Here is a 26,454-nt window from a genome sequence, read left to right as displayed (position 1 = left end):
TTATATTTTCAGGCCGCCGAACATGCTGAACAAGATAATGCCCAATACGATGGTGGTAATCGCCACATATAACCGGTCTTTTTCTACAGCAAATGCCACCAGCGAAAAAAAGATGCGGAGAATAGGCGTGGCCAGTAATACCAGTACGCCCAGCTGTATAATTTCGGTCGCATTACCAGTGGCTACTCCCCGGAAGATACCGCGGAAAGAGGTATACCCGGCGCCTTCGCCGGTAAACTGAGAATAATCCGGTATGCTGGCAGCTCCTTGTTGAGCGAGGTAGGCGATACCACCCAGTAATGCGATGCTGCTGGCAGTAACGACGCCAACTCTCAACACCTGCCCGATGAAAAGTTCTATATCGCGATCTCTTAATAATTTCCTGACTAGTTTCATTAGCAATCATTAAAACTGGTGATGTAATCCGTTATAGATCATTTCCAGGGCCACAAAAGAAATGGCGATACAAAAAATGATCCGCAATGTTTTGGGATTCATGATGGTGAGCAAACGGGCGCCGGTAAAAGCACCGCCCAATACGCCCAGTACCACGGGAAACGCAATACCCGGATCTATATATCCTCTTTGCAGGTACACCACTGCGCTGGCGGCAGCAGTAACGCCAATCATGAAATTGCTGGTGGTAGTGCTCACCTTAAAGGGAATGCGCATAGCACCATCCATGGCCAATACTTTTAAGGCCCCGGAACCGATGCCCAACAGCCCGGATAATACGCCGGCCAGCAGCATAATAGAGAATCCACCTCCCACATTTTTTAGTTTATAGCTGACTTCTCCTGCAGGAGTAGGATAGCTGCCATTGAGGTTTAACAGGTAAGACAGTTTACTGCCGGTTTGTGCTGCATGCTCATTTTTTTTCCGGATGGTCATCAGGGCGGAAAAGATGAGTACTACGCCGAAGAGGATAGCGATGGTGTTAACCGGCGTAAAAATGGCAATAAGCGCTCCTCCTACAGCGCCTGCCGTGGTGGCTATTTCCAGGAACATGCCCAGTCGCACGTTGGTAATGCCTTCTTTGATATAGGCCGTAGCTGCCCCCGAAGAGTTAGCGATAGAAGCCAGTAGGGCAGCGCCGATAGCATAACGGATATCTACATGAAATACCAGCGTCAGCAAAGGAATGACTACCACGCCTCCCCCCAGGCCGGTTAAAGAGCCCAGCAACCCCGCCAGGTACGCACCTCCCAGGAGGATAAGGCTAAAAATCAGGATATTCATCTTACAAAAAATTAATAGTTGTTGTCTAGTATATCCTCCATAGACTGGCGGGATAATTTGGCGTTTCCACTTTTGATCGCCTTATAGAGTGCCTCATGGATATGGTGACTAATAGCAAAGTGACTGATGCTCTGGGTATCCCGTTTGGCAAAGAAATCACGGATCACGCTGGTGAAGCTGCGGTATAGATCGGCTAGTACGTGGTTGCCCGATGCCTTGGCAATAGCCATGTGAAAGGCGATGTCGGCTTCCATGCAGGGTTGGTATTGTTGGTCCAGGATGGCTTTTTTGCGGTGGTCCAGTTGTAGCCGCATTTCATGCAGGTCGTCTGGGGTATGATTTTCCGCTGCCAGTTTTACAATTTCATAGTCCAGCATGCGCCTTACCTGGTTAATTTCTTCGAAGTCGGCCCGCCTGAGGCGCTGATCCAGGGATTCTGCCTGAACGGATTCATTAATAAAAGTGCCGGCGCCCTGTTGTACCCGGAGTATGCCCGACATGGCCAGGGTTTTGATGGCTTCCCGGATGGTAGAGCGGCCCACCGCATACTGCACCATTAATTCGGGCTCAGCCGGTATTTTCTGGCCAGGCTTGTATTTTCCCTGGGAGATATCTTTCTGGATGGCGTTAATGACCCGGTCCGATAATTTGGAGGCTTGTTCCATATATTCAATTTTACAATTGTAAAGATATGATGTTTATTTAAACATCTGATGTTTAAATTCGAAAAAACGGAAAAAAGCAAAAAAAGGAGAAAAGTCACTATGATGACTATATGTTTTTTAGAGAGATAAAAACAAAAGGGTGTACCTGTTTGGATACACCCTTTATCTTTTCTATAAAGAAAGCATTTGGGACAACTAACAAAGGGAAGAAAGGCCGTATATACGTAATAGTAAGTTCAGACTCAGGATGCAGGTTTTTCAATTTTTCCATATGATCCTTTCCCATAAATGAACTCTGATGCAAAAATACATGCGGGTGGCGGATTACAGGTATTTTGGGCCTCTACAACGTAACTACACTACGTCATTTTTTATATCTACAAAACATCTACAAATAGTATTTTTGCGGAATGAACCATATCCAAAAAGGCCTGGTATTTTTATTATGTACCATAGTTAGCCTGTTATATAAAGTTGATTTGTCGGCCCAAACGGTAGTTGACTCGCTGAAGCGGGTGTTGGTCCAGCCGGGCCTCACACCTGAAGAACAGGTGCTGACAAGGCTGAAACTGAGTCGTGCCCTGCTCAGCACCAATCGAAAGGAAGCGTTTGCTAATGCCCAGGTGGCTTTGTCGATGAGCCGTTCCCTGAAGGATAGTAAGTACGCCGCACAATCCCACTCTTCCCTGGTATCATTAATGTATGGCCAGGAAGATGTAAAGCGGGTAAGATTGCAGTTAGACAGTGCCTTTATGCTGGCCGAACAATCGGGCGACCCTTATACCCTGGAAAATGTGTGGTATAGGAAAGGTTGGCTGGAAAACCGTATCGGTAAACCGCATGATGCCGTGAAGAGTTTCCAGCAGGCATTAAAATTCGGAGAAAAACAACCGCCCAACAGCTACGCTACCAGCATCTATTATAATCTTTCGGCAGTATATGGTGATTGGGACGACCTGGAAAACCAGTCACGGTATGCTTTTGCGAGTCTCGATGCCGCCAAACGTTTTCCCGATCCGGATGATATCTGCAACGCTTACCAGGCTATTGCCACCAGCTATGAGCACCGCTTTGCGGGTGATAGCAGTGCACGTAACCTGTTGGATTCTTCCCTGTATTATAACCGGCTGGCCATTCAATACTACCTGGAAAACAAGAACAGGATCAGCTTTCCGAGTGTATTGGGCATATTGGCATTGAATACGGCTAACCTGTATGCCGAGTATTTTCCGCGTAGCTACCGCGATTCCGCACAGCATTATTTAAGAATAGCCAAGGAGATAGGTGTAGCTACCGACCAGCAGGAGATCATTGCCAGCAGTTACGGGATGCAGAGTAGCTTTGAACTGGCTGATGGGCATTACGATGCGGCGGCTGGCCTCTTATTAAGCGGGTTACATACCTTGCAACAATCGCCTACCCCGGATAATAACCTGATGGCGCATTTTATGAGTTCCCTGTCTGAGGTGGCGGAAAAGAAGGGGGATTTGCCAGCGGCGCTCAATTATGCGCGGGAGCATAGCAAATATTATGCGGCTGCCTTTGATGCGGAAAAAATGGCGATTGCCAAAAAGCTGGAAGCCCAGTACCAGGCGCAACAAAAGGAGCAGGAACTGATATCCTTACAGGAAAAGGCCGCTTTTAATAAAAAGCTGAATATTGTATATGTGATACTAATTGTTGCCTGTATACTGGCGCTGCTATTCCTTTTCCGTTCTTATCACTTCCGGTTGAAATCAACCATTCAACAGCAGGCATTGCTGGAGAAAGAAAAGCGGGATGCGATATTACAGGTTCGGCTGAAGGAAGAAGAAGCAAAAACACTGGAGCTGGAAAAGCAGGAGGCTGCGCTGCAGGCACAGCTGCAAAGCGAAGCTGCTGCCCGTTTACAGGCAGAACAACAGTTGATGCAGGCCCAGAAGGAGCAATTGCAGAAAGACCTGCTGGCAGGTACTTTACAGGTAGAGCAAAAGAATGAACTGCTGCAAACCCTGCAGGCGAAGCTCCAGGAGAAGTCGGGCGACCGTAACCTGATTGGGCAGATCAGCCGTATGATAGACCAGGACCGGCGTTTGGATGAGGATTTTGAAACGTCAAAAACGGAGTTAGAAAATATTCACCCTGAGTTTTTTACCCGTCTTCAGGAAAAGGCCGGGAATTCCCTTACCAGGCTGGATTTGAAGCATTGCTCCTATATTTCTATGGGATTGACTACAAAAGAAATTTCTTCCAGGATGGGAGTGGCGCCAAAGAGTATCCTGATGTCGCGCTACCGGATTAAACAGAAACTGGGGTTGGGGAAAGACGAGGGGCTGGATGCTTACCTGATGACGGTGGCCAGTTAATAATAATGAAACGGGGACGCAGTAAACCCGCGTCCCGGTTTCATCAGGCTTGTAAAAAAGCAAATTTGTTCTCAAACATTTTTCCGATCACCGGTATAGGTTTCTGCACGCCGTTGTTGGCGTTGATAATGCCAAAAATCATGAAGATAAATGGCAGAAAGCCGGCAATCGACAGTACACCAGACAGGGCAGCCGGTAAAATGGCGATAACAATACCCACAGCAATAGACCATACGATGCTTGCGATAGCCAATCCCAGGGCCTGTTCCAGGTGATAGCTTACCAGTGAAGTCCTTTCTTCTTTACTTTTTACAAAAGCGATAATCCATCCTATAATTGTGATGTAAGCAATCATCGCCCATTGATTTGTTTTCATAGCTGTTGAGGTTTTTTTAGTTAAGAATGATTTAGCGCAAAAGTAAAAGGAGGGTGTGGCAATTGGGAAAAAGTAGCTACTACATGATATCTACAATCACCGGGAAATAACACTACAAAAAAGCTACATTGATTTTAATTAATTGATTATAAAAATATTACGAGTTATTTTTTATAATATCATTAAAAAATGCCGGTGGCATAATGATTGATGCGCTGCTGTTATGAAGAAAGCATTATTACCTACCTTTTTCCGGGCTATTGGTTTAGGAATAGTGACCGGGATGCGCAGTGCAATGGGTCCTGCATTTACCAGTTACTTTGTTAACCAGCAACCATCGGGCAAGCTACGCAGATCGCCTTTGCGCTTTATGCAACATCCTGCTACGTTGCATTACCTCCAAACCATGGCGGCGGGGGAACTGGTAATAGATAAGGCGCCGGGCGCTGGAAATCGTATAGCCGCACCCGGTATAGCCGGCCGGGCGCTTGCCGGCGCTTTGTCGGGCGCCACTTTATACCAGGCGCAAAATGGAAAAGCATGGAAGGGTGCATTGATTGGCGGCCTTACGGCCATTGCTGCGGCGTACGCATTTTTCTATTTGCGCCGTGAAACAGGAAGACGACTACCTATAAAAGATGCGGCACTGGGAGGCGTGGAAGACGCCATAGCCGTGGGTATTGCAGCCGTGTCTATCAGGAAATAATGAAATTTATTTTCACAAATGTTGTTTTATTTAAGAAAAAAACTACATTTGCATCCCGTTAAACAATGCCTAATAGTATAATGGTAGTACGACAGATTTTGGTTCTGTTTGTCTTGGTTCGAATCCAGGTTGGGCAACAAAAATCGGATAAGCGCAATAAAATAGCCGCTTGTCCGGTTTTCTTTTTAGGGGAGTACATCGGTTATTGACCTTTCCTGATCTTCACAAAATCTTTGTATACGACGGTAAATGCTCCAGGAAGTTCATGCTTATGTTGATTGACTACAGTCAAACACAAATCAGCCTTAGCAGAAGGATTTAACCCCACTAATCTCAGCAACATCACGCCATGATGTGCTTTGCCTAACCGATAGACCAATTCACCGAAATCTTTATCCTGCGTGATTAACAATGCATCTTTTTCATGGGCTATTGCTAATACTTGTTCATCACTAATTCCATGCGACTGCTCTGCAATAGAAAAGATTTCATAACCATCTTCTCTTAGCTTTTGTACAATAGGTGCGTCGACGCTTTCGTCAGAAACAAACCTCATAACAATATGGATGAATTTTTTTTAAATGAGAACAGATCATAGAAAGATATGAAGGTAGAATAGCCATGTATTGTTACATCGATAACAATATTGATAGTCTTTGTGAAAGGTACGAAAAAGAGTAAATACAGAAAGTGTTTTTGGTAGTGAGGCTCTTCTGATAGCTGGAAATTGTTGCCTGATGCCTTTATGACGAGGAAGGTCTCCGCTTTATCAACTGGCAATGGGATAGTAAAGCGTGTCTTTTAAGTTCCGGGCGGCAAAAGCCAGGGCCGCCTGAATAGCTTCAAGGGTAATATGTGGATGGGCTGTAAGAATATCTTCCATTGTTTCACCTGCAGATAATTTCTCCAGGATGAGCTCAACGGTAATACGTGTGCCCTTAATGACAGGTTTCCCCATCATAATTCCTGGATTTATTTCTATGTATTGTAGTATGTCCATTTGAATATTAGATAAGACACGACCAAGCAGGTAAGAACCCTAATTAATTCCAACTATCGCTTGTGAATAAAGGTACTACAAAAATGATAAAAATTTTGTCAAAAGTTGTGACTGTTTTCAATGTTGATTTTTTTGCTATCATTTTGACTTATATTTACCTATTCTGATTTTTAATGTTGTAATTGGATTTCAATACAATATTAAGTCGAAAAATTAGAATGTTAAAAATAAAAAATCGAAAATTCGACTAATTCTTCAGCCTTACTATGACCCAACTTAACAGATTAAAAGAGGCAGTAGCGATTTTGAAGAAGACCAGAAGAGATCTTACTAATCAATTAATTTCAAGAGAATTATCATATAATTCGCGAAATTATATGTCAGATATTCTTGGTGGATCAAAAGGTATAACCAAGCTTTTCCTGGAAAGGTTGGAGGTCGTATATTCGATTAGTGGAAAATGGATAACGACGGGGAAAGGGAAGATGTTTATTGACGTAGAGACGAATAACAACATTGTAACCGAGCAGCCAATACCTTATCGGCGGAAGCGGCGTCAAGCCGAGTGGATTGGCGTGCCGATATTTGATGTTCCCATAACGCTGTCAGTTATTAATCACGAAAGTACGCCTGTTGGTTATGTAACCATTCCCTTGTTTAAAGACTGTGCATTTGGTATCCGAATTTCAGGAGACGATATGCGACCTAAAATCTGTAACGGCGATTACATACTTTGCAAAGAGGTAAATATAAATGAGATTATCATGGGAGATGATTACCTGGTACTTACTCACAATGGAAATGAAATAGTAAGATACGTATACCCTCATGAAAAGCAAGACGATTGTATTTCACTGAACACGGGAAATCAATCGAAACCTTCAACAACGCTTGCTATATCGGCAATACGTAAAATGTACAAGGTGAAGGGAGTGATTAAAAGCTATTAGAATAAATGTTGGCTACTGCACTGCTGATAAATACTCAAGTCAAAAAAAGGACAAAGTGGGATCAATTCCATTTTGTCCTTTTTTATTACCCCGGCTGGCTGGCGGATCTTTTATTGCTGGCTATTATTTCTCAGGGGTCGCATTATTTTTCAACCAGTTCAACCTGCGCTGATCCGGTAGATGCTTTACGGTGAAGCTTTCAAACTTCGCTTCAAATCCTTGCCCGTCAGGTGATGCCGCCATCAGTCCCACCATTACGGGGTGGTTGTCTTTCAGCGGTGCATTGCGGGTCATGATATAGTTTTGATCATCCAGGGAATAATAAATTTCTACCGCATCTAATCTCCGTACCGCTTTTATCCAGATAAAGGGAGGTATTTTGTTGAGCGGGGTAACGCTCCAGTCGCTTACCGTATGCGTAACTACGGTACTGACATTGAATTTCCCGTCTACAAATTCTACTCCTGTTTTAATATAGTTTTGTTCATCTGTTCTGATCATTAACCCCATTTGATCGAACCGCGCTTTATAATCTCCTGTAATCTTCACTTTGGCTTCAAATTCCCCACCATAAGTGGCATAGTAAAAAGGAGCGTCATCTACGGTAAATCCGTAGTGAGAGATACGCCAGTAATCTGTTTGAGGTGTAACAAACATGGTGAGCGACTTATTCTTTATCTCCCATTTTGCGGGTTCATTGAACCATTGCATTTTTTCAAGGCTCTGGGCAGTAAGCGATTGCATGGCCATGAACGCCACTAAGCTGACAATAATTTTCTTCATATCGGTGATCATAATATTAATGAATGGACGCTGTGTCCTGTGTATGCAACAGAAAATATCCCGGTTAACCATCCCGGTTGGCTACCTTTGCAAAACTAAAATGTTACCGGGTAACGCCCAATGGTGAATAATAACCATTTTGACAGATATGAATAATATTCATACCGCATTGAATGATACGCTGCTCAGTCAAACTTTCAATGATGAGCAGCAGCCGGGGCTGCAATTGGCCACCGGCCGGTTTATAGCACAGATGTATGCAAAACTGGAAAATGCCATCAGCGTATTGAGCGACCTGAGCGCCAATACCAGCTATATCTATAATGGGGGCATAGCAGCTGGTCTGGGACTCCCTGTTACCGGCGATGTAACGGAAATCAACTCAATCTGGGAAGAAGATATATTTAGCCGCATTCATCCCGACGACCTGCTGCAAAAGTATGCACTGGAATTGCAGTTCTTTCAGCTGCTAAAGTCTGTAGCAGTGGCAGAGCGCGGAGATTACCAGGTACAGAGCACTATCAGGATGAAAAACGGGGAAGAGCAGTATGCGGCGGTACAACACCGTATTTTCTATATTTTAAGTGCGGGCAATGGCAGTATATGGCTGGCCCTTTGTTTGTATAGCCATTGTTATCCGCCTGGCAACATAGAGCGGTACCAGGGAATGATTGTTAACACACGTACCGGTCAACTCATCACACCCGATAAGGAGCAATGTAACGACTTGCTGTCGCACCGGGAGAAGGAGATATTAAGGCTCATCAAAAATGGAAGAAGCAGTAAAGAAATCGCCGGAAAGCTATCTATCAGTATCAACACCGTACACCGTCACCGGCAGAATATTCTCGAAAAATTAAAAGTATCCAATTCCCTGGAGGCTTGCAGGGTTGCTGAAATCATGGGGCTGATCTAAACTTGCTACTTACATATATTGAAAATAAGCCATCGTGTTATGTTTTGTGTGTAATAATTGTTATATTGACATATAAAAAATTCCACGTACTATGAAACATACTATCCGATATAGTTTGTTGCTGCTAACTGCAGTGACGTTGATCACCAGCGAAAGTTGTCAATCACCCGGTGTTAGTAAAACCGCGGAGATGAAAGACTCCACCGTGTTTCTTTCGCCGCCCCTGATTACTTCGATGTATACTGCCGATCCATCTGCTCATCTGTTCGAAGGGCGTATATATCTATACCCATCGCACGATACCGCCACCGGCACGCCGGAAAATGATAACGGGGATCATTTCAATATGATGGATTTTCATGTGTTTTCGATGGATAGCGTTGGCGGCAAAGTCACTGATCACGGTGTGGCGTTACACATCAGGGATATTCCCTGGGCGGGCCGGCAGCTTTGGGCGCCAGATGCCGCTTTTGCGAATGGCACCTACTATTTGTATTTCCCCGTAAAAGATAAACAAGACATTTTCAGGATAGGAGTGGCTGCTGCGCAAAAGCCGGGAGGGCCTTTTGTGCCAGAAAAAACGCCTATAGCGGGCAGTTACAGTATCGATCCTTGTGTTTTTAAAGATGACGATGGATCTTACTACCTGTACTTTGGCGGTATATGGGGAGGACAGCTGCAACGCTGGAATAATAATGTGTATGATTCGGCTGCCAGGTTGCGCCAGGGAAGCGAACCGGCTATTTTACCGCGTATGGCAAAGCTGGATAAGGATATGAAACATTTTTCTGAAACAGTAAGAGAGATTAAAATACTGGATAGCGCCGGAAATCTGTTTAAGGAGAAAGATAACGACAAGCGCTTTTTTGAAGCCGCCTGGGTGCACAAGTACAAGGGTAAATACTATTTTTCCTACTCAACAGGTGATACCCATAATATTGCATATGCTGTTGGCGATAACCCTTATGGGCCCTTTACCTATAAAGGCGTCGTGTTGAATCCCGTTAAGGGTTGGACCAATCACCATTCTATTATTGATGTAAACGGGAAATGGTATTTGTTCTACCATGATACGCAGTTATCGGGGAAAACACATTTACGCAATGTAAAAGTAGCGCCACTGGTGTATCATGAAGATGGAACGATTCAAACTATCAGCGCTTACCACGGAAAATAAGTACAAGTAGTTTGTTAACCCAAAATTTTTGCGCAAAGATTTGCGTTTTTGAAAAGCCTTTGTATATTTGTCTACAGTTTTAGTAGACTAATAGAAATTTACCACCACCAGACGCCGGTATCCCGGCAAAAAGTCTTTGTCCCACCACACAAAGCAGGCAAATAATTTATCAACAAATGTTACTTCCCTGAAGTAGCACAGGTCACTATTTTTTAAACATTTTCAACCATGAATCAGCTATTGAACAACAATAGAAAGAAAGCACTGCATACTGACAGGTTACTGTCTGTTGGCTGTTGTTGTTGCTGCTGCTAAACACTTTCCAGGTATTTCCGAAATTATTTAAATGACGGCTCATGCCGTTGTCAGGACCTGTTTTGCCCATATCTCTCCACTATTAATCAATTTTTTATGTTGAAATATTTACGACAAATAATGTTGTACGCATTCCTGTTACTACCAGGAATTATCATGGCGCAGGCGCCCATTATTCTCAAAGGAAAAGTGATCGATCATAAAACGGAAGAAGCATTGCCAGGTGCATCTATTCGCGTGAAAAACGGGAAAGTTGGCACCCTCGCTGATGCCACCGGTAATTATCAGCTTAGCATTACCCAGCTACCACAAACACTGTTGGTCACCTTCATTGGCTATCAGCCGCAGGAAATCGTGGTTACCAAAGACAATCTCCACCAGGTCATTCAACTGGAGCAGCAGCAGTCGCTATCAGAAGTAGTGGTTACTGCGGTAGGCATTAAAAGCGCCACCCGCTCGCTGGGATACAGCGTAGGTGAATTAAAAGGCGCCGCGCTGAAAGATACCCGGGAGCCTAATGTGGTAGCGGCGCTTAGCGGAAAAGTGGCCGGCGTGCAGATCAATAATTCTGGTGGTTCTCCAGGTGGTTCATCTACCATAAAAATAAGGGGTAACAGCTCCCTGCTGGGAAGTAATGCACCACTATTTATTCTCGATGGTATCCCGGTGGATAACTCCATCCAGGATATCCTTCCTATTTCCAACAGCGTGTCGCTGGCTACTCCTTCCAACCGGGCTATCGATCTCAACAGCGCTGATATTGCCAGTGTAACGATATTGAAAGGGCCTGCTGCCGCTGCGTTGTATGGTATCAGGGCGGCAAATGGCGCCGTGGTGATCAATACCAGGAGAGGCAGTTCGCTAACCGATAAAACTTTCGGCGTAAGCTACAGTGGCTCCTTTACGGTAGATAAGATCAACCGCCGTTTACAACCACGCCAAACCAGTTTCTCCAACGGCATTGGCGGGCAGTATGTAAAACCGGGCACCACCGGCTCTGATGAAAACTGGGGCGCTTTACTGGATACCCTTACCTACAGCAATATTCCCAGCAACTTCGACAAGCATGGCACCATTGTCGGTAAAAGTGATCCGGCGTCCAACGGTATCCCTGTGAACAGGTATGATAATATCGATAACTTTTTCGTGAACGGCTATACGAACGATCATAATATCAGCTTCTACGGTAATACGGGGAACGCAGGGTATTATTTTTCTTACGGTAATCTGAAACAAACCGGTATCATTCCCACTACAGATTTTTATCGTCAAACATTCCGGTTTAACGGCGACTATAATGTGAGCAACCGGCTAAAACTTTCCGGTGGCGTTAATTATATTAAAGATGGCGCAGATAATCGCGCGCTCATGGGAGGCTTTAATACCAATGTAATACGGGCATTGATAAATACGCCTTCCAACTTCGATATTACCAATGGCTACTCCGATGCCTGGAAACATCCGGAGTCTTATAAGCTGCCGCCAACCACGGCCAAGCCCTGGGGCGACAGCCGCTCTTACGCCAATGGCATTGGGTGGGATAACCCTTATTGGTCGCTCAATATGAACCCGCAATCGGACGAGGTGAACCGCTTTATTACTTTCGCCGAAGCCAATCTTGATATCACCAGCTGGTTGAAAGGTACGGTGCGGTATGGCATCGATAACTATACCGATGTACGCAAAGGCGCCTTCAGCCGGGGAACTTCCGGCGTGTCTACAGGTACCGTGAATGATGTGAATTACGCCCGTAGAGATAATAACCTGGATGTATTACTGATTGCGGAAAAGAAATTGAGCAAAGACCTGCAGTTGACAGCAGTAGCAGGTTACAACTACTATAATTCCTGGAGAAACCAGGTAAATACACGCGGCGATGGATTAACAATCCCGGGGAATTTCAATATTTCCAATGCAGCTGCTACCCAAACCTTTAACCAGACTATCCGTAAAAAACTGGTGGCCGGATATGCCGATCTGAAGCTGGATTTTAAACGCTGGCTGTACCTGGAGCTAACCGGTAGAAATGAATGGACCTCTACACTCGCCAAAGGAAAGAATGCTTTCTTTTACCCCAGCACCAGCGCCAGCTTCGTTTTTACGGATGCGCTGCATTGGAGCAGCAGCTTCCTGAACTTTGGAAAGATACGCGCTACCTATGCGCAGGTGGGTAACGATGCCGATCCCTACTCATTGGAAACCTATTACGTACCTACCGCCAGCAGTGGATGGATACAAAGCGCCATCAGCTTTCCATTCAACGGTAAACAGGGGTTGAGCTATAGCGCCACTATCGGTAACCCCAACCTGAAGCCAGAACGCATCAGCACCTGGGAAACAGGGCTGGATCTGCATTTTTTCCGCGACAAAACACAGCTGGAAGTAGTATACTATCACAACACCAGTAAAGATCAGATTATCCCGGTTACCCTGCCGTATTCTACCGGCGCCGCCTATACGCTTACCAATGCCGGTAATATTGTAAATAGGGGACTGGAGGCTACTTTACAGCAACGGATTATCAATGGCCGGAAATTTAACTGGACCGCCACCGCTTTGTTCAATAAAAATATCAGTCGCGTAAATTATATCACTGACAATATTTCCAGTGTGAGCCTGGGCGGTATATGGATGGAAGCCCGTGGACAGGCAGGACAGCCTTATGGCGTATTTTATGGCATTGACGTAAAACGCAATGCGGCCGGTAAACCGGTAATTGATGATAATCCTGCCAGTGCCAACTATGGATATCCGCTGGTAAATACCGCATTTACTAAAATTGGCGATCCCAATCCCGATTTCAACGTAGGGCTGCGGAATGAGTTCCGGTATGGTGCTTTTACTTTCTCTTTCCTGCTGGATGGTCGTTTCGGGTTCGATATTTTCAATGCCCCACGCTTGCAGATGGTATTTAATGGCGTAGATGCTGCTACGGTAAACAGGGGCTCTCAAACAGTTTTTGAAGGCGTAACCGCTTCCAAAGGCGAACCCAATACCATTCCTGCGGTATTGTCGCAGGCCTGGTACCGCAATACTTTCAACATACAGGGCCTCTACGTAGAACATGACCTGTATTGGGTAAAACTGAAAGATGTCAACTTTACCTATGCCTTACCACAGCAGCTTTTAAAGCCAGCGCATATAGAAGCCGCCAGTGTAACGCTTACCGCCAGGAATTTCCTGTTGAGCACTAACTATACCGGTAGCGATCCCGACCTGGGTAGTCGTAATGGTTTGTCGAATGCCGCTGGTATTGACTTCTGGACTACGCCCAATACCAAGAGCTATGGTATTGCATTGAACGTTTCTTTTTAACCACCTCAATCTATTAGTATGAAAGTCTATCAATATTTAAATCGTATATTCGTTGGCGTTAGCATTATCATATTGCCGGTGGCCTGCTCCCTGCAGGAAACCAATGTAAACCCCAATGCATCCACAGAAGTATCTGTCAGCGCTGTATTGACCGGGGCGGAGGTAGCCCTGGGATTCAATGTGGGTGTGAACGCGGGGCTTATTGCCAACATATACATACAGCAGGCATCCGGTGCTAATGGTGATGCTGCTTCATTCGATAACTATACTACTTCCAGCCAGTATTTCAACAGTACCTGGAAAGGATTTTATGGGGATGTACTGGATGAACTGAAGATTGTAAAGACCGCCGCCGCGCAACAGCAGTTGCCTTACTACAGCGGTATTGCACGGATACTGAGTGTTTATAGTTACGGTACGCTGACCGATCTTTTTGGAGATATCCCTTATAAGGAATCTCTATACGGGAATAATATTACCAATCCCGCCTATGACAAGCAGGAAGATATTTATAAGGATCTGCAGGCGCAGCTGGATTCAGCATTGTTGGAATTGGCGGCGCCGGCTGCTAATAACAAGGGCGCTTTGCCGGCGTCAGATGATGTTATCTTCGGTGGAAATATAGACCGCTGGAAATCGTTCGCGTATACGTTGAAGGCCAGGTATGCTATTCATCTTTCAAAAATAAACAGTACAGGTGCTGCGCAACAGGTGCTGGCTGCCTTGTATGATGGCAGCAGGTATCGGGGGATAGCCGATAATTCTGCCGATGCCCAGGTGGTATTTGGTGCTTCCACCACCAACGCTAATCCATTTTATCAGCAGAACAGTAACCGCCCGGGCTGGATTGGATTGGGCGCTTCTTTTGTGAACCTGCTTAATGGTAACGCGGTAACAGATGATCCTACCAGGCCGGAAGGGGCACTGGTAGATCCACGCCGCGCCTATTTTGCGACGCCTTATCCTGTAGGCAGCGCCACTTACAGGGGAAGTGCACCTGGTGTACCAGGTGCTTTCTCTGTTATTGGCAGCTATTATGGAACGGCTACCAGCCCGGTTATCCTTACCAGCTTTGTGGAAGCCAAATTCCTGGAAGCAGAAGCACGGTGGCGGATTAACCCGGCTGATCCTTTGGTGAAAGCATCATTGGAAGCGGCCATCAGGGCCTCTTTCGCCAAGGTGATCAGCAATAGTTCCGATCCCTATGCCACACCAGAGAAGCAGCTGGCTTATATAACGGCAAAGACTACCCTAAAAGGAGAGTCGACCACCGACCTTAATACGCTCATTACGCAGAAATATATAGCCCTGTTCCTGCAACCGGAAGCCTGGAGTGATTACCGCCGTACCGGTTTCCCGGCGTTACCATTGGCTAAAAATGCTGCTAGTGTGGCCAACCCGGAAGGTAAGATTCCCCGCAGGATTCCTTATCCGCAAAATGAAGTATCCCTGAATATTCATACGCCCGTTGGCTCCGGTTATCAGACACCAGCACTTTGGTGGGACAAATAATCTAATGGCCAACACAAATAACTTCACATGCAGTATTTACCTTCTTACAAAACGTTTTTTACCATAGCGCTGCTTTCCGGCGCTTCCGCATATGCCCAGTATAGCCCTGAAAAGCCCTATGCAGGCAAGGTAGGTGCTACCTTGTCGCAGTCTACCGTGGCTGCTTCACCTTTTAATCCTGCTGCCCCAAAAGGCGCTCCCAATATTGTTTACATCATGCTGGACGATGTTGGCTGGGGCGCCAGCAGCGCCTTTGGGGGATTGGTAGAAACGCCCGTATTTGATAGTCTCGCCAATAACGGTCTGCGTTATACGAATTTTCATACCACAGCGATATGCAGCCCCACACGCGCTTCCTTGTTAACCGGACGTAATCACCATTCTGTCAATGTGCCTACCGTAATCGATGCGGCTGTTAATTTCCCGGGGCATAATGGTTATATGCCTTTTGAGAAAGGGACTATTGCAGAAATATTAAGGGAAGATGGTTACAATACCTATGCTGTAGGGAAATGGCATATTACGCCCAGCCCTGACCTTACGCCGGCAGGGCCTTTTAACCGCTGGCCTACCGGTCGCGGTTTTGATGCCTTCTTCGGTTTTATGGGGGGAGAAACGGATCAGTATACGCCTGCGCTCTGGGAAAATACCGTGAAAGTAGAGCCAGACCTACATGGCCAGCATCTCACTACGGTATTGGTAGATAAGGCTATCGCCTATATTGCCGCCCAGCATTCCGCTGCACCGGATAAGCCTTTCTTCCTTTATTTTACTCCCGGCGCCACGCATGGGCCACACCAGGTAGATAAATCCTGGGTAGAGAAATACAAAGGCAAGTTTGATGCAGGATGGGATGTATACCGGGAGCAGGTATTAGCCCGGCAAAAGAAACTGGGACTGGTGCCCGCCAATGTAACATTGCCTCCCCGCAACCCCGGCGTGAAACCCTGGGCATCCTTGTCTCCGGTAGAGAAGAAAGTATTTGCCCGCTTTTTTGAAGTATATGCAGGCTTTTTATCCCATACTGATTATGAAGTAGGAAGATTAATCAGTTACCTGCGCGATACCCGGCAACTTGATAATACCCTGGTAGTATTGATTATCGGGGATAATGGCGCCAGCAAGGAAGGAGGACTCAGCGGACACGTACATGGCATTAACGAATATATTAACGGGAACCTGTTTACCGAATCATACGACAGCAGGATTAAAGAGATAGATAGCTTATATGATAAAATAGGCACGCCCCAATCGGGTCCTAACTACCCGGTAGGCTGGGCGCAGGCTACCAATACGCCTTTCCGTTACCTGAAGCAGGATGCCAACAGCGAAGGCGGCACCCGTAATCCGCTGATCATTTTTTGTCCAAAGCTGATTAAACAGGGAGGTATCCGCACGCAGTATTCTCATGTGAACAGCGTTACGCCTACTGTACTGGAACTGGCTGGATTAACCGTGCCGAAAGTAATTAATGGTTATCCACAAGACAACCTGGAAGGTATCAGTCTCGCCTATACGATTAACAATCCCGCAGCAGGGAGCCGGCACCATGTGCAATACTATGAAATTGCCGGTGGGCGCAGCATTTACAAAGATGGCTGGAAAGCAGCCGTGGCACATGAACGGGGAACTCCTTTCAGCAACGATAAATGGGAATTGTACAATCTCAATGAAGACTTTAACGAGCAACATGACCTGGCTGCTGCCAGTCCCGCAAAGCTGAAAGAGTTGCAGGCCTTGTTTGATGAGCAGGCGTATAAGTATAAAGTATATCCTTTGCTGGGCGACAGTACCCGTATTACGCCGGCATTACTCACCCGGGGACCGCTGGATAGCCGGCGCAGCGCTGTTTTGTATCCGGGGCTAACGCAGGTGCCTACACGCTCGGCGCCTTTCCTCAGCGAGCAGTCATTTATCATTAATGCCGATGTAGAATTAAAGGACGACCAGGCGGCAGGGGTGTTACTGGCCATTGGTGGCCGCTTTTCGGGGTTTACCCTTTTTGTGCAGGATGGCAGGTTAAAAGCCGTGCATAACAATAACGGCCGGTTAACAGACCTGACTGCCTCGCGTAAACTTACTGCTGGCAAAGCCATCCTGCGTTATGAGTTAAAATATACACCGGCGCGGCGATTAACAGATCCTGCTGGTACTGAAATACTGTACGTCAACGATGAAAAAGTTGCAGAGCGGACTATTACCAAGGAAGATGCGGTGATTACACCTTACGACGAAGGGCTGGACATAGGCAGGGATCAGGGATCGGCAGTATCGCCGTTGTACAGATCGCCCTATACATTTACCGGTAAGCTGAACCATGTAGAAATTATACATCCTTAACCCATTTAAAAAACGATTTATGACACTGGCAGATATCGTATTGATAACAAAGAAAATTGCTATCGGCATTGTAATTTTTTTAATACCGCTAATAGTAATATCCGGCGCTATTTGGTTTGTATTTAATCTGTTAAACAATTAACGTATCACTTAAAACCTTTCATTATGACAGCACCTGCAAAAACAAGTACACAGGTCATCCTGCGGGATTCGTTGGTGAGCCTGCTGCTATATGTATTGCCCATTGCCCTGATGTTGCTTTCCTTTTATTTTAGTGGAAGCAAACCCTGGTTAACCACTGCCGCAACACAGCTGCCTTTCCGTATGCCAGCCATCCTGGAGGCAGTATTTCAAAACCTGAAAACATGGGGGCTGCCGGCTATTATGATAGCGGTGGGTGTAGTGGAATTTTCAGTAGGGCTATACGAAAACAAATGGACGAAGAATGAGCGAATACTGGATGTGGTATGCTTTATCCTTCCTAAAGTGGTATTAAGACCTATGATTGCCTATTTCGGGTTGAAGCTGTTGCCCTGGGTGTTGCCACAGGCCAAAGATGCCTTTGCCTGGGTACCGTTCTGGTGGGGATTTGCTATCATGGCAGTAGCCGACGATCTTACCCAATATTGGTATCATCGTTTGCACCACCAGTTGCCCATCCTGTGGCGTTTTCACCGTACGCATCATTCGGCGCCCTATATGGGAATGGCGATGGCCAGCAGGCAGAATATTATTTATACGGCTTTCTTTTCCCAGATATATCTCACGGTAGCGCTTACCTATCTGGGTTTAGGGTATCCGGCGCTCTTTGTGGGGGGTATCAAATCTTTGATCACAACCGGTGCACATAGCAGTATCAAATGGGATAAGCCGTTTTACACCATCAAGTGGTTAAAGCCTATCGGCTGGGTCATGGAACGGCTCATATCTACGCCGGCCACCCACCATGCACATCATGCCGATACCACGGATGATGGTATCGGATACTATAAAGGGAATTTTGGAAATATGTTTTTTATCTGGGACCTTATTTTTGGAACCGGTATTGTAACCCGGCAGTATCCCAAGGCCTACGGCTTAAAACATTACAAGGAGGAAGAATGGTATGCGCAGTTGTTGTGGCCTATTTTCAAATCGAAGAAAGAGGGCAGTGAGCTGGCTGCAGACGGACCTATGGTAGGAGATGAAATAGCGGCGCCGCTGCCGGTTGCTTCGCCCAAAGCTGCCCCGGTGGCAGTGCCGGCGCAGGCGATATAAAAATAGCAAGGGCTGATTTTCTGATCAGCCCTTGTTTTTATTTTTTCTCTTCATGATATTCCTGCTCTGTATTGATAGACCAGATATTGTTTTTGGTAACAATACCTTCCGTAATGTTGTCTACGGCCACCATAGCGGTTAGCATGGAGTGGTCGGAGTTGTTGTATTTATGCATACCATTGCGGCCCACGAGGAAAAGGTTTTCGAAGGAATCGATATATGTTTTTAACTCCTCAAACCGGGCATAGGTACCCCAATAGGCCGGGTAAGTTTTTTCCATGCGTAGTACGGTAGCATCCAGCACATCGGAAGGCTGGGCCAGGCCTATTTTGCATAGTTCATTGATGGCGGTCTGGCGGATAGCGTCGTCTGTCAGCTCCCAGAAATCATCGCCTTTATTACAGAAGTATTCCATTCCTACCCAGGTGGTATCCGGATCTTTTACCATATAGGGGCTCCAGTTGTTGAAGAGCTGGAGGCGTCCTACTTTCACATCTTTTTCCTGTATATAAATCCAGGTATCTTTTAAGGTGATGGGTTTGTGTTCTTTCGTTTTCTTATCCTCGAAGCTCAGGTTTTTCAATAAGATACCGATGGTGATAAAGTCGCGGTAATGCAGTCCTGCTGCTATTTCCTGTACATTAGCAGGGATATCTGCTTCCAGGTCGGCTACCAGTTCCTTGATGGGCATGGTAGAGAAAAAGTAATCGCCTTCCAGGGTGATTACTTCGCCGGTGGCGCGGTCCAATGCTTCAATAGCGGTTATCTGGTTGCCGGAGGTATGGATTTTTCTGACATCGTGCTGCATTAATACGGTGCCGCCTTTGTTGATTACCTGGTGTGCCACCTCTTCCCAAAGCTGGCCGGGGCCATGTTTAGGGTATAGGAATTGTTCGATCAGGCTGGTTTCTACATTTTTTTGTTTGAGGTCTTTCGGTTTGCCGGCTTCCACAGCAGATTTTACTGCATGCGCAATGGCTTTACCGATGGAGATCCCTTTAATTCTTTGTGCGCCCCATTCGGCCGAAATAGCTTTGCAGGAAACGCCCCATACTTTTTCGGTATAGTCTTTAAAGAAGAGGTGGTACAAGGTTTTACCGAAGCGGTTGATCATAAAATCTTCCAGGGTGCTTTCATTTTTCCGTTGAAAGACTTGTGCCCACAGATAAGATACCATGATGCTGATGGTAGTGGCGAAGCCGAGTTTACGCAGGGTATCTACCGATAGTTGTATAGGGTAGGTGAAGAATTTATGCATGAAGTAAATACGCGACAGGCGTTTTCTCACCAGCATGATCAGGTCGGGATTGGGTGCTACCAGCGTATCGATACTGTGATTATTTCGCGGGGATTTTATTTCCTTTGTTTTCTGTTGATAGCTGATAGAAAATATTTCTGCGGCTTCTTTATCCAGTGGCATCATGTTCATCCACCAATCCATTACGCGGTCTGATTTTGAGAAGAAACGGTGGCCGCCAATGTCGATGCGGTTGCCTTTATAATTGACTGTTTTGGAGATACCTCCTATGTCGGTACTTTTTTCGAGTACCACCGGAATGATGCTGGTGCGTTGTAATAGTTCATAAGCAGCGGTTAACCCTGCCGGGCCAGCGCCAATGATGATAGCTTTCTTTTGCATGAGCGAATGAGGTTGTTGAGTAAATGGTTTCTGAGGTGAGCTGATATAGCGCTTATTGGTCTGGTATGTTGTGTCGGAGTGGCATTCCCCGCACATGAAAATGATGGAACCTTTTGAACGATGGCATAGCAAAACGGTTTTACGCAGGTATTACCGGCAACAGCAATACCTGTTTTGAGGGTTTATATGATAAAGGGTTAGCAGCAGAAAGTGAGGGCTGCCTGCACTATACAATGATAGGATTAGTTACTGAATTGCGATTGCAGCCATACGGCAAGCGGGGAAACTAGAAATTCCATTTATAAAAATAGATTGGTACATTTTTTCCTTCACTGATGGTAACATAGCCGTCATTACGGGGTGTGATGGTAATACCTTCTCCCTGTTTTTCTTCGATATAGGGAAGCTCTTTGGCTGGTTGCGCCATCGCTTCTTCCACTGTTTCATTGCTGTTGCGGTGCCAGTAGTAAATATGGGTCAACGTTTTTATAACAATGTGGTGGCCGTCTTTAGAAATATCTCCGGAGGTAACCCAGGTATAGGGGAGCTTTATTAACTTTTCCAGCACTACTTTATCTCCATCTTTAAAGAGGATGGAACCGGCTTTATAGAGACTGACTTCCTTTTCTCTTTTACTGATAATATAGATTTGTTTATTGATAGGGTCTATCAGCAACGATTCCGCATCCCGTGGGCCGTTGGGATATTTAAGCGTTAGTATATCTGGTGTAATACTTGTTTTTTCTTCCGGTAATTTTTCTGGTTCCGGGAAACGGTAAATGCGGATATGTTTCCGGATACCGGCGTTGTCGCCAATATCGCCTACATATACATAGTGCTTGCCTTTTACGGGGCCGGCGCCTTCAGCAATATCTTCCCAGTCGCGGTTACTCACGCCTTCCAGCTCAATGGTGCTGATCAGCACCGCTTTACTGTTGAGCAGGTATACTTCCGGTTTGGTGCCGCTGTCGTTATGCGTCCAGTAGCAGCCTTTCAGCGGTACGCTGGAGGCAATGCCTGAAGCCTCCTTCACTTTGTCGGTAGTCAGTTGCCCGAGCACTGCCGGTGGCGCGGTCTGCGCCATTACGGAGGTAGATAAGAGTCCAGTCAGTAGTAACAATATGAGTAAACGCATATGTTAATTTACGGAATTTATACAGGACGGCAGCTGGCATTTTACCTATTGACATTCAGCAATTATTATTATATTTTGTATAACATAATATTTCACCAAGATCTAACCCGCTTATTCATGAAAAAACTATTCACTATCCTATTAGTGTGCTGTACTGTTTCTCTGATGTCTGTAGCCCAATCCCACCTCCTTACCGGTAAGGTTACAGGCGAGAAAGGGGAAGGCTTACCGGGCGTAAGCGTACAAATTAAGAACACTAATAAAGGCACGTCTACAGATCCGGAAGGCCATTACCAGCTGGATGCCGGAAAAAATGATGCCGTACTTATTTTCCGCCTGGTAGGGTACCTCACTACTGAAATCAGTACCTCGGGAAAAAGCAGCATTGATGTGGTATTAAAGCAGGATACCCATAACCTGGACCAGGTGGTGGTTACCGCCCTGGGTATCTCCCGGAAAGAAAGAGCCGTAGGCTACTCAGTACAGGAAGTAAAAGGCAGCAACCTTACGCTGACCAAAGAGCAGAATGTACTGGGCTCTTTGTCGGGGAAAATTGCCGGTGTACAGGTAGTCGGCGCTTCGGGCGCCAGTATGGGAGGTACGCAGAAAATTAAGCTCCGGGGTATCAACTCCATTAATGGCCAGGAAGAGCCGTTAATTGTGGTAGATGGCACACCGGTGAGCAATAACAACTTCGCGGGCAGGAATGGCCCCGATTTGGGTAACCTGGCCCAGGATATTAACCCGGAGGATATTGAATCGGTGAACGTGCTGAAAGGCCCCGCTGCTTCTGCTTTGTACGGGTTAAGAGGACAGTACGGCGTTATCCTGATCACCACGCGGCAGGGAAGCCGCAAGGGAAGCAAGAAGGTAATGGTGGACGTTAACTCTGCCTTTTCCATAGAAAAAGCGGGTAACTTTATGCCGCTGCAAAACATCTACGGGGCCGGTAGTAGTCAGCAGTTTAGTACCATCACCGTAAACGGGCAAACGCAGTTGCTGGCATCCGGCACCGATGAAAGCTGGGGCCCTAAAATGGATGGAACGCCGGTGCGCCAGATGTACAGCTTTTACCCCGCCGATCCTGACTATGGAAAGCTGACGCCCTTCAGTCCGCATCCCGACAATGTAAAAGATTATTTTGTAACCGGTACTACATTCAATAACAACGTCAGTATGTCGGGAAGCGGCGAAAATACTACGTTCCGCCTGTCGTTTAATCATACAGATATCAAAGGAATAGAGCCTAATACTTATCTCAAAAGAAATAACCTGGGGTTTAACGGCTCGCTTAACCTGAATTCCAAAGTAACGGTATCTACCAGTTTTAATTACGCCAATAATAAAGGACAGCGCCCGGCGCAGGGCTACTACAACGGTTCCCGTAACTTTTATCAATGGTTCGAACGGTCGCTGGATATGAAGAAGCTGCGGCAATATAAATATCCCGATGGTACTTTTTATCACTGGAATCATGAAGATGTGGATGACCCGGATTTTCTGAAGAAACCTGGTAGCGATTGGAACAATCCTTACTTCGAAGCCTATGAAAACCTCAACCAGGATGGGCGCGATCGCTTCTTTGGTAATGTAGGCCTTACTTACGACGTGTTGCCTGGCCTGAAGGTAAGCGGCGCGGTAAGAGCGGATATGTTTACCCAGCGCATCAAACAGCGGAAGGCCTATGGTGGCAGGGATCTCAATGAATACTATGAAGCTGAATTTGAGAATAAAGAGATGAACTATGAATTGTTGGCGCAGTATAACAAAACATTTGACAAATGGAGCCTGAATGCCAATCTCGGCGCCAATCTACTTACCCAGCGTTATACCGGTATTATGGGAAGAACCCAGGGAGGTTTATCAGTGGTGAATTTCTACAATCTTTCCGCCTCCATCGATCGACCGGATGTGTCTAATTACCTGCGGAGAAAGGAAGTGCGCAGTGAGTATGCAGCCGTTTCGCTGGGGTATGATAATATCTATTACCTGGATGCTACCATCCGTAATGATATTTCTTCCGCCCTGCCAACCAATCATAACTCTTATTGGTATCCTTCTGTATCGTTGAGCGTAGTATTCAGTGAGCTGCTGAAATGGGAGCCACTTTCCTATGGCAAGTTCCGCATCGGTTTTGCGAAAGCCGGTTCTGACCTGGATCCTTACCAGATTTACGAATCCTATTTACTGGAGGCGCCTTACAAAGGACGTGATAACAATCCTTACCTGCCTATGCATCTGCCTTCCACGCTTAATAACAATGCAATACGGCCATCGCTGGGCAACTCCTTTGAAACAGGCGTGGATGTGAAAATGCTGAAGAACCGGGTGGGACTGGCCTTTACCTGGTATAACCAGCAGAATATCGACCAGGTACTCAGTATCCCCGTATCGGGTGCTATTGGTTATGTGAGTACCGTGATCAACGCCGGTAATATCCAGAACCAGGGCGTGGAGCTGAGTCTGAATGCCACCCCTGTGCAAACAAAATTATTCAACTGGTCGTCTGTACTGAATTTCAGCCGGAACCGGAGCCTCGTAAAGAAATTGTATCCCGGTTTAAACACCCTGCAACTGGATGCCAATACCTATTCCCGCGTGAGCGTTTACCTGAATGCAGATGTGAATGCGGCCTTTGGTACCCTGGTGGGCAATGCTTACCAGCGTGATCCCAAAACCGGTAAGATCCTGCTGGATGCCGCAAATTTGCCCATGTTTAAAGAGAACCACAATTTTGGCAGTGTAGTTCCTGATTTTACCGGTGGATGGCAAAACACCTTCCGCATAGGGCACTTTGATTTGTCGGCCATGATTGATTTTCAATCCGGCGGTAAATTTTTTAGCTGGACAAAAATGCTGAGTGTGAAATCGGGCCAGGCGCCGGAAACAGCCGCCATGAATGATCGCGGTAAGAATGTACGTGATCCGCTGGCAGATGGCGGTGGTGTAAAAGTAAATGGTATTTCCAGTGTTACCGGGCAGGAGGTGACCGCCTATGTGGATGCCAAATCCTATTATCGTACTACGCTGGGCACCTCGATATATGAAGAATGGTTGTATGATGCGAGTTATATTAAGTTGAGAGAAGTACGTGCAGGCTATACGTTTACCCGGGAAGCACATCGCCACCTGCCGTTTAATAGCATCAATGTGGCCCTGATAGCCCGCAACCCGGTGATGATATACCAACAGGCGCCTAAAGGACTGGATCCTTCAGAACTGTCTACCGGCAGGTCTTCTATCAGCTGGCTGGAAACAGGACAGCTGGCATCTACCCGGTCATTTGGTATTAACCTGAATATTTCCCTGTAAACCCGATCATCATGAAGCAGTTACTATATACTATTTTCGTAGTATCGTTTACGTTAGTTGGATGTACAAAGTTCTCCGACGACCTTAACCGGAATCCAAATTTGCCGGATACCTTTTCTAACCCAAAGTTGTTGACGTATGCCATCCTGAAAATGGATACTACCGCCGCTACGCCTTATGGTCTGTTGTACGTGCAGCACCTGTCGGAGAAAGTTTATACCGATGCCTCCCGTTATATCAACAACTCTTTTGAGTTCTCTAATTTTTATGCAGATGCGTTGATGAACCTGAACCTGATTATTAAAACGTCGCACTTCAATACCGATGAAGGATCGGCCAATAACCAGCTGGCAGTAGCCCGGATATTGAGGGCTTATTTTTTCTGGTATATCACCGACCGCTGGGGCGACGTACCTTATAAAGAAGCCTTACAGGGCAGGGCAAAGATAGACCCGGCCTATGATAGCCAGAAAGATATTTATACTGATTTGTTTAAAGAATTGACGGAGGCCGCGGCGCAGCTGGAAAATAGCAACCCGGCCAAAGGCGACGTGTTGTACTACGGCGATACCGGCAAATGGAAACGTTTTGCTGGCACCTTGCATGCCCTGATGGCATTGCGGTTGTCGAAAGTGGATCCTGCCTGGGGTAAACGGGAATTTGCCGCGGCGCTTACTACCGGTATTTTTACGGGGAATGATGATAATGTTATTACCCAGCATTTGCCGGAAACCGCGTACCAGAACTATTGGTACTATGTATACAGTATACAGGGCCGCCGGTGGTACTGTATCAGTAAGCCCCTGGTAGACTTTATGAAGCCCCTTGGCGATCCGAGGTTAAAAGTATATGCGGCCACTAACAGCAGCGGCGATTATGTAGGAATGCCCTATGGCCTGGAAGGCAAAGATGCGCAGAATATTCCGGCAGGTAGTGTGTCGTTCCAGGGAACAGCTATCCGCAAACAGGATGCTACCGCTTACGTAGTTACATATGCGCAGGTGCTGCTGGCACGGGCGGAGGCAGCCAAGCTGGGTTGGATTCCCGGTGGCGATGCCGCTGCTATGGCAGATTACAATGCGGCTATTGAAGCTTCCGTTAATCAGTGGACGGGTTCCTCCACTGGGTTGGCAGCCTATATGGCCCGCCCGGAAGTAGCGTATAATGCTGCTACTGCCATTAAACAAATTGCCTATCAACGTTGGGTGCATTTGTATATGAATGGCTATGAAGCCTGGGCAGAATGGAGAAGAACGGGCTACCCGGAGCTGACACCCGCCCCCGGAAATAATAATGTTCCTATTCCGCGGCGGCAGGGTTATCCTTTGTCGGAGCATAATATCAATACTAAAAATGTGGAGGCCGCCATTGCTGCACAGCCGGGACTGCATGGTAAAGACGACCTGACCGGCCGCGTGTGGTGGGATGTAGAACGATGATTCACGCGAAGGCGCTCACGCAAAGACGCTCAC

The 26,454-nt window shown here is 46.4% G+C and carries 20 protein-coding genes and 1 tRNA gene; 12 read left to right on the top strand and 9 right to left on the bottom strand.

Annotated features, from left to right (window positions below; translation table 11 throughout):
- Genes FHW36_RS22755 through FHW36_RS22745 form a run of 3 tightly spaced genes read right to left on the bottom strand, consistent with a single transcriptional unit; the run spans window position 1 to window position 1,904 of the window.
- Entirely contained in the window at window positions 1-396 is a 396-nt protein-coding gene (locus tag FHW36_RS22755) for a DUF1634 domain-containing protein (RefSeq protein ID WP_145672356.1), read from the bottom strand.
- Between the two features lie 9 nt (window positions 397-405).
- Window positions 406-1,239, bottom strand: a complete 834-nt coding sequence (locus tag FHW36_RS22750) for a sulfite exporter TauE/SafE family protein (RefSeq protein WP_145672354.1) — start codon at window positions 1,237-1,239, stop codon at window positions 406-408.
- A gap of 11 nt (window positions 1,240-1,250) precedes the next feature.
- On the bottom strand, window positions 1,251-1,904 hold the full coding sequence (locus tag FHW36_RS22745) for a FadR/GntR family transcriptional regulator (RefSeq protein ID WP_145672352.1): 654 nt from the start codon (window positions 1,902-1,904) through the stop codon (window positions 1,251-1,253).
- Between the two features lie 410 nt (window positions 1,905-2,314).
- Here FHW36_RS22745 and FHW36_RS22740 point away from each other — a divergent pair, with 410 nt between their 5' ends.
- Window positions 2,315-4,249 carry a hypothetical protein gene (locus tag FHW36_RS22740; RefSeq protein ID WP_145672350.1) on the top strand — a complete coding sequence of 645 codons (1,935 nt, stop codon included), beginning with the start codon at window positions 2,315-2,317 and terminating at the stop codon, window positions 4,247-4,249.
- Window positions 4,250-4,292: 43 nt separating this feature from the next.
- Here the strand turns inward: FHW36_RS22740 and FHW36_RS22735 are convergent, their stop codons facing one another.
- Complete coding sequence (locus FHW36_RS22735; RefSeq protein ID WP_145672348.1) at window positions 4,293-4,625, bottom strand: DUF4870 domain-containing protein; 333 nt, start codon at window positions 4,623-4,625, stop codon at window positions 4,293-4,295.
- Window positions 4,626-4,848: 223 nt separating this feature from the next.
- Here FHW36_RS22735 and FHW36_RS22730 point away from each other — a divergent pair, with 223 nt between their 5' ends.
- Together FHW36_RS22730 and FHW36_RS22725 are read left to right on the top strand one after the other, a co-directional pair.
- Window positions 4,849-5,331: a DUF4126 family protein gene (locus FHW36_RS22730; RefSeq protein WP_145672346.1), complete on the top strand. Its 483-nt coding sequence runs from the start codon at window positions 4,849-4,851 to the stop codon at window positions 5,329-5,331.
- A gap of 66 nt (window positions 5,332-5,397) precedes the next feature.
- Window positions 5,398-5,468, top strand: a tRNA-Gln gene (locus FHW36_RS22725).
- A gap of 65 nt (window positions 5,469-5,533) precedes the next feature.
- Here FHW36_RS22725 and FHW36_RS22720 read toward each other — a convergent pair.
- Together FHW36_RS22720 and FHW36_RS22715 are read right to left on the bottom strand one after the other, a co-directional pair.
- Complete coding sequence (locus FHW36_RS22720; RefSeq protein WP_145672344.1) at window positions 5,534-5,887, bottom strand: DUF5615 family PIN-like protein; 354 nt, start codon at window positions 5,885-5,887, stop codon at window positions 5,534-5,536.
- Between the two features lie 213 nt (window positions 5,888-6,100).
- Entirely contained in the window at window positions 6,101-6,331 is a 231-nt protein-coding gene (locus tag FHW36_RS22715; RefSeq protein WP_145672342.1) for a DUF433 domain-containing protein, read from the bottom strand.
- A gap of 266 nt (window positions 6,332-6,597) precedes the next feature.
- Between FHW36_RS22715 and FHW36_RS22710 the strand changes: the two genes are divergently transcribed.
- The gene (locus tag FHW36_RS22710; RefSeq protein WP_145672340.1) at window positions 6,598-7,281 is read left to right on the top strand and encodes a S24 family peptidase; all 684 of its coding nucleotides are present in this window, start codon (window positions 6,598-6,600) and stop codon (window positions 7,279-7,281) included.
- Between the two features lie 123 nt (window positions 7,282-7,404).
- On the opposite strand, the gene FHW36_RS22705 is transcribed toward FHW36_RS22710, so the two are convergent.
- Window positions 7,405-8,064, bottom strand: coding sequence for a DUF1349 domain-containing protein (locus FHW36_RS22705; RefSeq protein ID WP_145672337.1), 660 nt, complete (start codon window positions 8,062-8,064; stop codon window positions 7,405-7,407).
- Window positions 8,065-8,212: 148 nt separating this feature from the next.
- On the opposite strand from FHW36_RS22705, the gene FHW36_RS22700 reads away from it, so the two are divergent.
- The 6 genes from FHW36_RS22700 (at window position 8,213) to FHW36_RS22675 (ending at window position 18,896) form a co-directional block, all read left to right on the top strand.
- A complete protein-coding gene (locus tag FHW36_RS22700; RefSeq protein WP_145672335.1) occupies window positions 8,213-8,980 on the top strand; it encodes a response regulator transcription factor in 768 nt (255 codons plus the stop codon).
- 91 nt (window positions 8,981-9,071) lie between these two features.
- Entirely contained in the window at window positions 9,072-10,157 is a 1,086-nt protein-coding gene (locus tag FHW36_RS22695; RefSeq protein WP_145672333.1) for a glycoside hydrolase family 43 protein, read from the top strand.
- A gap of 411 nt (window positions 10,158-10,568) precedes the next feature.
- Window positions 10,569-13,787 (top strand): SusC/RagA family TonB-linked outer membrane protein, encoded by a 3,219-nt coding sequence (locus tag FHW36_RS22690; RefSeq protein WP_145672331.1) that lies wholly within the window; start codon window positions 10,569-10,571, stop codon window positions 13,785-13,787.
- An 18-nt stretch (window positions 13,788-13,805) separates the two neighbouring features.
- Window positions 13,806-15,299, top strand: coding sequence for a SusD/RagB family nutrient-binding outer membrane lipoprotein (locus tag FHW36_RS22685; protein ID WP_145672329.1), 1,494 nt, complete (start codon window positions 13,806-13,808; stop codon window positions 15,297-15,299).
- Between the two features lie 27 nt (window positions 15,300-15,326).
- Window positions 15,327-17,639: an arylsulfatase gene (locus FHW36_RS22680; RefSeq protein ID WP_145672327.1), complete on the top strand. Its 2,313-nt coding sequence runs from the start codon at window positions 15,327-15,329 to the stop codon at window positions 17,637-17,639.
- Between the two features lie 165 nt (window positions 17,640-17,804).
- A complete protein-coding gene (locus FHW36_RS22675) occupies window positions 17,805-18,896 on the top strand; it encodes a sterol desaturase family protein (RefSeq protein WP_145672325.1) in 1,092 nt (363 codons plus the stop codon).
- Window positions 18,897-18,933: 37 nt separating this feature from the next.
- Here FHW36_RS22675 and FHW36_RS22670 read toward each other — a convergent pair whose 3' ends face one another.
- Window positions 18,934-20,535 carry an NAD(P)/FAD-dependent oxidoreductase gene (locus FHW36_RS22670; RefSeq protein WP_145672323.1) on the bottom strand — a complete coding sequence of 534 codons (1,602 nt, stop codon included), beginning with the start codon at window positions 20,533-20,535 and terminating at the stop codon, window positions 18,934-18,936.
- Window positions 20,536-20,821: 286 nt separating this feature from the next.
- Complete coding sequence (locus tag FHW36_RS22665) at window positions 20,822-21,670, bottom strand: hypothetical protein (protein ID WP_145672321.1); 849 nt, start codon at window positions 21,668-21,670, stop codon at window positions 20,822-20,824.
- A gap of 117 nt (window positions 21,671-21,787) precedes the next feature.
- Between FHW36_RS22665 and FHW36_RS22660 the strand changes: the two genes are divergently transcribed.
- Window positions 21,788-24,982, top strand: coding sequence for a SusC/RagA family TonB-linked outer membrane protein (locus FHW36_RS22660; RefSeq protein ID WP_145672319.1), 3,195 nt, complete (start codon window positions 21,788-21,790; stop codon window positions 24,980-24,982).
- An 11-nt stretch (window positions 24,983-24,993) separates the two neighbouring features.
- Window positions 24,994-26,421: a SusD/RagB family nutrient-binding outer membrane lipoprotein gene (locus FHW36_RS22655; protein ID WP_145672317.1), complete on the top strand. Its 1,428-nt coding sequence runs from the start codon at window positions 24,994-24,996 to the stop codon at window positions 26,419-26,421.
- Window positions 26,422-26,454: the final 33 nt, after the last annotated feature.

It is taken from the genome of Chitinophaga polysaccharea, assembly GCF_007829335.1.
Lineage (GTDB): Bacteria > Bacteroidota > Bacteroidia > Chitinophagales > Chitinophagaceae > Chitinophaga > Chitinophaga polysaccharea_B.
This window is presented reverse-complemented; position numbering and strand designations above follow the sequence as displayed.